We start from the raw sequence: 5,423 nt of genomic DNA, 5'->3' as shown, positions 1-5,423 counted from the left end.
CGCCAGCAGGCCGGTCCCGATCGGGGCCAGGACACTGCCGGACGCCGCCGACTGCACCAGCAGCCCGCCCGCCAGCAGCAGCACCACCGCGGCCACCAGGCCGGACCGGCGCGCCACCGACGGGCCCCAGCCGCCGGAGGTGTCGGCCACGCTCGCGATCGAGTCGACGACGTCGTCGAACAGCAGCGGACCCCGCGGGCGTTCCCGCGGGGTCAGGTGGAGCACTTCGCCGTCCCGGATCTGGGCGGCCGCGACGCTCAAGCCCAAGGCCAGTGGCGCCCCGCCGAGCCGGGAGAGCACCCAGCCGGGGTGCTCGGCCGACGCCTGCCCGGCGGCTCCCGCCAGCCGGACCAGCTGCGGCACCAGCTCGGCGAACGTCGACTGCTGCGGCAGGGCGACGTCCACGCGGGCCCTCGGCGTGACCACCGTGACCCGCCGCGTCGTCCCGGTGAGAGACGCCGTCATCAGATCTCTTTCGCGGCCGCGATCACGGGCGCGAACTTCGCGTTCGACGCCTCGGCGAGCTTCTGCAGCCCGGCGTTCACCGCCTCGAGGACGATCTCCGAGAGGTTGCGGGCGTCGTACTCGCGGATCGCGCGGGGGTCGATGTCGATCGAGGTGAACCGGCCGTCGCCGCGGAGGGTGACGGTGACCTCGTTCTGCCGCGAGTGCGCCTTGACCTCCATCGCCTCGACCGTGCGCTGGATCCGCTGGACCTCTTCGGTCTGCTTGCGCACCTGCGCGAGCAGCTCGTCCATGTCCGGCACCGCGTACGGATCGGTCACTGTGCTTTCCCTTCGTGCTGGCGGACGCGGACACTGCCCACGAACCGCTGGAAACCGGGTGAGAGCGCCCGTGCGGTCGCGGGCGCGGCCGTGCAGGCGAGCTCGAGCACCAGCCGGTCCGCCGGCACCGCGCCGGGAACCGTCAGGTGCACCTGGGTCTGGATCAGCTCTTCGCCTTCGCCGGTACGCAAGCGAAGCAGCTGCATGACGCCGGGCGCGGCCGGCTCGCCGACGTCGCGGCGGCTGAGCACTTCCAGCCCGGCCAGCGTCCGCGAAAGGCGTTCGACGGCCTCATCGGCGATGTCGTCGATCGACGCGTCGTCCGGCCGCTGAGCCACGCTCACGGCGATGTTCGGGACGAACTCGTCCGGTGCGGCGTCGTGCACGGCGACGAAGACCGCGCCGGAGTCGCCCGGGTCGACGGCGGTCCAGCCGTCCGGGATGACGAAGTCGAGGGGAAGCGTCATCACAGCCCCACGTACGCAACTGCGTCGTCCCAAGCGGATCCGACGGCGTCGGCCGCGTCGGAGGCCGCGTGGCCGACCGCGTCGACGGCGGCGCCGCCGTACTCGCCGATCGTGTGGCCGAGCTTCGGCAGGTCGATGTCGATCTTCGCGCCGACGCCGAGCCCGAGGCCCAAAGCCGCACCCGCCTTGAAGTTCACCTTGATGTGCCCGGCGTCGTAGACGGCCTGGGCGTCGAGCTGCGCGCCGAGGCCGTACTGCAGCGTGCCGTTCGCGCCGACGCCGATGCCGGCGACGTCCGCGGCGACCTCGCCCTCGACCTTGCCGCCCACGAACGCGTTCGCGTGCGCGCCGAGGCCGTGCGCGCCGATCGTGCCGGACGCGCTGACCTCGCCGCCGGCGAACACCGTGCCCTTGGCGTGGGCTTCGGCGACGCCCCACTCCTTCTTCAGCTCGGCTTCGCCGTGCAGCGCCGCGAGTTCCGCGTGCCCGGACGCGCCGACGTCCCAGCCCTTCGACGTGATCTTCCCGTCGTACTCCGGGGAAAACCCGTCCTGCTCGTGCTGGAACTTGTAGTAGGTGATCTCGGTGTTGCGGCCGATCTTGTTCTTCAGGCCTTCGGCTTCCGGCTGCCCGAACGGCGTGTCGGCCTTCTTCGGCGCGCGGGTGCCTTCGAGGCCGTCCCAGGTGAGCTTCTTCCAGCCGGAGTTGCCGAACCACGACGGCACGGTCCGCGGCCGCTTCCGGCCGTCCAGCGGTTCGCCGTTGAGCCAGTGCAGCGGGCCGCGCGCCCACTTGCCCAGCTCGTGCTCCAGCCGTCCGACGCCCTCGGGCGGGAACAGCTCGGCGAGCGCGTCCGAGAACTCGTCGACGACCTGGCGGGCGGCCTGCACGCTCTGTTCGCCGAGCTGCCGGGCGGCCTGGATGAACGCGCCGACCGAGCCGGAGTTCACCGCGCGGGCCTGCGCGGTCAGCTGCTGGGCGTACTGGTCGAACTGCGCGAGCACCGAGTCCACGGCGGCTTCCGCGGACTGGACGAGCTGTCCGGCGGCGGACAGCCGTTTCGCCTGGTCGTCGAGTTTCGTGGCCGCGTCGGTGAGCTCCTTGCCGAGTTCCCCGGCGGCGGTGGCGAACGCCGTGTAGGCGTCGCCGTCCCAGTCCGCGTGCAGCGTCTTCGCGGACTCGTCGACTTCGCGGGCCTTGCCCGAGACCGCCGAAGCCTGGGTCGCGACCCGCCGCGACGCGGCGTTCAGCGCCCCGGGGTCACCGGTGACGCGTCTCCGGCACTCGACGAGCACCCGCCGGTACCCGGACAGCACGGAGCTGACCACCCCCGACGCGTCGACCACCCCCGAGGACCACATGGGCTAGTTCCCGGCCGCGTCGTAGCCGACGTGCTGGCTGAAGTGCTTGCCGTTGTAGTCCAGGTCGATGTCGAGGTCGAAGTCCTGCCCGCCCGGAGCCTCCACAGTGGACTCACCGGTGGTGAGGTTGGTGTGGATGACGACCTCGTCGGCGCCGCGCATCGGCTGCTGGGTGACCGGGGCGGGCTGCGTCGGCACGGTCGCGCCGTGCTGCGCCGGGTCGACGGCGATCCAGCTGTTTGCGGGGTTGAGCGGGGCGCCGTTGCCGGTCACCGCCGTGCCGCCACTGGAACCGCCGCCGGTGGCGAGCGCGGGCGGGGTGTAGTCGGTGAACGAAGGCTGCTGCGGGATCCCCCCGCCGCTCCCGCCCGCCACCGCCTGCTGCCCGGCCGAGCTTGCCACCGGCGCCGGGGCCTGGGGCGCCGTGACCGGGGTGTTCCCGATCGACGGCGTCGTCGCGCCGGAGCTGCCGGAGTCGTGGTGGAAGAGCTTCTCGATCTCGCCGATGACCTGCGCGAGCGTCATGACCTGCTGCGCGAGGTCGACCGCGCCGAGCGCCTTGAGCAGCGCGCCGATCGCGGTGATGAACGCCCGCAGCGACGCGCTCGTCGCGGTCGACAAAGCGACCGCCGCGCCGTAGGTCCACGGGTTCGACATCAGCGAGGCGACCGTCGGGTTCACCGCGGCCACCACCGAGCGGTAGGCCTGCTGCGCCGTCTTGATCAGCGTCCCGGACACGCCGAGCAGCTCGGCGCCCTTCTGCACGACGTTGATGATCGTCTCGAGCTGCTTGAGGGAGTCACCGATCTTCTTCAGCGCCGACTCGCTCGCCGCGCCGGACCAGATCTTGCCGAGCTGGTCGGCGGCCTTGGTCAGCTCGGTGTACATGCTGAGGAACTGCTCGGCCTTCTTGACGAGGTCGAGCACGTGCTTGGCGATCTGCTCCGGCTGGCCGGTGACGATCTGCGGCAGGATGGTGATCGGCCCGCCCGATGACGCGGTCGCGTCCATCGCGCTGGAGTTCGGGAAAGTCAGCATCGGACCTCACAGAGTCTCGGGGTGCGGAGGGTCAGACGACGGAGGCGGGCCGGTACACGCTGACCCTCGCCAGCCCGCTGATCCGGGCGTCGAGGAGCCCGTGGTTGTACAGGCGGCCGCCGTCGCCGGCGACGCCGATGACCGGCTGGCGGTCGGAGAACAGCAACGGCTCGACCACCACGACGTCCCCGCTCTGCACGCCGCCGGGAACGTCGGAGAAGGTGCGCGCGGTACCCGCGTACACCTCGATCAGGCCGACCCGCGCCTGGTTGTCGGCATCGCCGGCGAGCCAGTCGTTGAAGTCGGCGACGCCGTGGAAGCGGGCGTCGGTGATCGGGTGGTCCCCGAGCCCGCCGAGCCGCGCGTCCCCCAGGTAGCGCAGCACGTTCCCGACCGACGACGGTTCGCCGTGGGCACCGGCGCTGTCGTTGATGGCCAGGGTGGCGAGTTCGGAAGCGTGCGAGTTGCCCCAGATCGACGACGACGGCGCGGTGGACCCGTCGTGGCCGCCGCCGTAGCCCGCGGCGGCGTCCTGGTCGGCCGCCTGGTAGGCGTCGGCACTGGCCTTGACCAGCCCGTTGATCTGCTGCAGCAGCTGCAGGAGGGTGCGCACGGCGGTGATCTGGCTGGAGTGCAGCGCGGCGTTCGCGGCGGCGACGGCGCTGCCGAAGGTCGCGAACGACATCGGCTGCACGACCAGGCGTTCCAGATCGGCCACGGCGTTGATGCCGTGGGCGAGGATGCCCCCGACGTTGCCCACGGCGGACCGCATCGCCTCGGGCTCAGCCCGGTACTCGCCGGCCATGGGACTCCTTCCGGGTGGCTTGTCCGGCTGAGCGTAAGTTCGTCCCCGGAAGCGGGCGGACGGCAAAAGTACCCACCGCGGCGTGGCGGTAAGTGGCCAAAATACCGGTCAGAGCCACCTCGATCCGCTGGAGCATTGCCGCATGAGCCTCACGCCCGAGCGTCCTTCCGAGATCGTGCTGCAGTCGCCGCCGATGCTCCCGAAGAGCTCGTCCGGCGGGATGGTGCAGCTGATGATGTTCCTGCCGATGATGCTCGGCATGGGCGCGATGTCGTTCGTCTACATCGGACGCGACGGCGGGGTGATGACCTACATCTTCGGCGCGCTGTTCATCTGCGCCATGGGCGGCATGGTCGTGATGTCGCTCGGCCGCGGCGGGATGGCGAAGAAAGCGCAGATCAACGACGAACGCCGCGACTACCAGCGGTACCTCTCCGGGCTGCGCGCCCAGGTCCGCGAGATCGCCGACGGGCAGCGCGCGGCGATGGTCGCCGTCCAGCCCGACCCCGCCGACCTGTGGGCCTACGTCGAATCCGGGAAGCTGTGGGACCGGCGGCGCGCCGACTCGCAGTTCGCGCAGGTGCGCGCGGGCACCGGGCCGCAGCGGCTGGCGACGCCGTTGAAGGCGCCGCAGACCGTGCCGCTGGAGGACCTGGACCCGGTGTCCTCCACCAGCCTCAAGCACTTCATCCGCACCTACTCGACGGTCGACGGCCTGCCGGTGGCGTTGTCGCTGCGCTCGTTCGCCGCGGTGACCGTCGCCGGGCGGCGCCCGGACGTGCTCGGCCTGACCCGGGCGCTGCTGTGCCAGCTCGTCACGTTCCACTCCCCCGGCGACCTGCGCGTCGCGATCTGCGTGTCGGCCGACCGGCAGCACGACTGGGAATGGGCGAAGTGGCTGCCGCACGCCACGGCGGCCGGCGCGACCGACGCCGTGGGCTCGCGGCGCCTGGCCGCGGACTCGGCG

6 protein-coding genes and 1 pseudogene are annotated in these 5,423 nt (G+C 71.8%); 1 reads left to right on the top strand and 6 read right to left on the bottom strand.

Annotated elements, in window-relative coordinates:
* From G3I65_RS30705 to G3I65_RS30680, 6 genes are all read right to left on the bottom strand, one after another.
* A partial coding sequence (locus G3I65_RS30705) for an EsaB/YukD family protein (RefSeq protein ID WP_203612553.1) occupies positions 1-465 on the bottom strand: 465 nt, incomplete at its 3' end.
* A complete protein-coding gene (locus G3I65_RS30700) occupies positions 465-785 on the bottom strand; it encodes a YbaB/EbfC family nucleoid-associated protein (RefSeq protein WP_125306867.1) in 321 nt (106 codons plus the stop codon). The genes G3I65_RS30705 and G3I65_RS30700, both read right to left, overlap by 1 nt.
* Positions 782-1,252: a hypothetical protein gene (locus G3I65_RS30695; protein ID WP_166640787.1), complete on the bottom strand. Its 471-nt coding sequence runs from the start codon at positions 1,250-1,252 to the stop codon at positions 782-784. The genes G3I65_RS30700 and G3I65_RS30695 overlap by 4 nt, the downstream gene beginning before the upstream one ends.
* Complete coding sequence (locus G3I65_RS30690; RefSeq protein ID WP_160699203.1) at positions 1,252-2,613, bottom strand: WXG100 family type VII secretion target; 1,362 nt, start codon at positions 2,611-2,613, stop codon at positions 1,252-1,254. Before G3I65_RS30690 ends, G3I65_RS30695 begins: the two co-directional genes overlap by 1 nt.
* 3 nt (positions 2,614-2,616) lie before the next feature.
* Positions 2,617-3,651 carry a hypothetical protein gene (locus tag G3I65_RS30685; RefSeq protein WP_160699202.1) on the bottom strand — a complete coding sequence of 345 codons (1,035 nt, stop codon included), beginning with the start codon at positions 3,649-3,651 and terminating at the stop codon, positions 2,617-2,619.
* A gap of 31 nt (positions 3,652-3,682) precedes the next feature.
* The gene (locus G3I65_RS30680) at positions 3,683-4,456 is read right to left on the bottom strand and encodes a WXG100 family type VII secretion target (protein WP_160699201.1); all 774 of its coding nucleotides are present in this window, start codon (positions 4,454-4,456) and stop codon (positions 3,683-3,685) included.
* A 142-nt stretch (positions 4,457-4,598) separates the two neighbouring features.
* On the opposite strand from G3I65_RS30680, the pseudogene G3I65_RS30675 reads away from it, so the two are divergent.
* Positions 4,599-5,423, top strand: a pseudogene (locus G3I65_RS30675) (type VII secretion protein EccC); the annotation flags it as partial.

This window comes from Amycolatopsis sp. SID8362 (assembly GCF_010550475.1).
In the GTDB taxonomy this organism is placed as follows: domain Bacteria; phylum Actinomycetota; class Actinomycetes; order Mycobacteriales; family Pseudonocardiaceae; genus Amycolatopsis; species Amycolatopsis eburnea.
Note: the sequence above shows the minus strand (reverse complement) of the source record. Positions and strands in the feature narration are given on the sequence as shown.

What these genes read in the sequence shown, in the direction of transcription:
- G3I65_RS30690 (WP_160699203.1), bottom strand. Translation starts at nt 2,613, where the DNA reads ATGTGGTCCTCGGGGGTGGTCGACGCGTCGGGGGTGGTCAGCTCCGTG.
- G3I65_RS30695 (WP_166640787.1), bottom strand. Translation starts at nt 1,252, where the DNA reads ATGACGCTTCCCCTCGACTTCGTCATCCCGGACGGCTGGACCGCCGTC.
- G3I65_RS30680 (WP_160699201.1), bottom strand. Translation starts at nt 4,456, where the DNA reads ATGGCCGGCGAGTACCGGGCTGAGCCCGAGGCGATGCGGTCCGCCGTG.
- G3I65_RS30685 (WP_160699202.1), bottom strand. Translation starts at nt 3,651, where the DNA reads ATGCTGACTTTCCCGAACTCCAGCGCGATGGACGCGACCGCGTCATCG.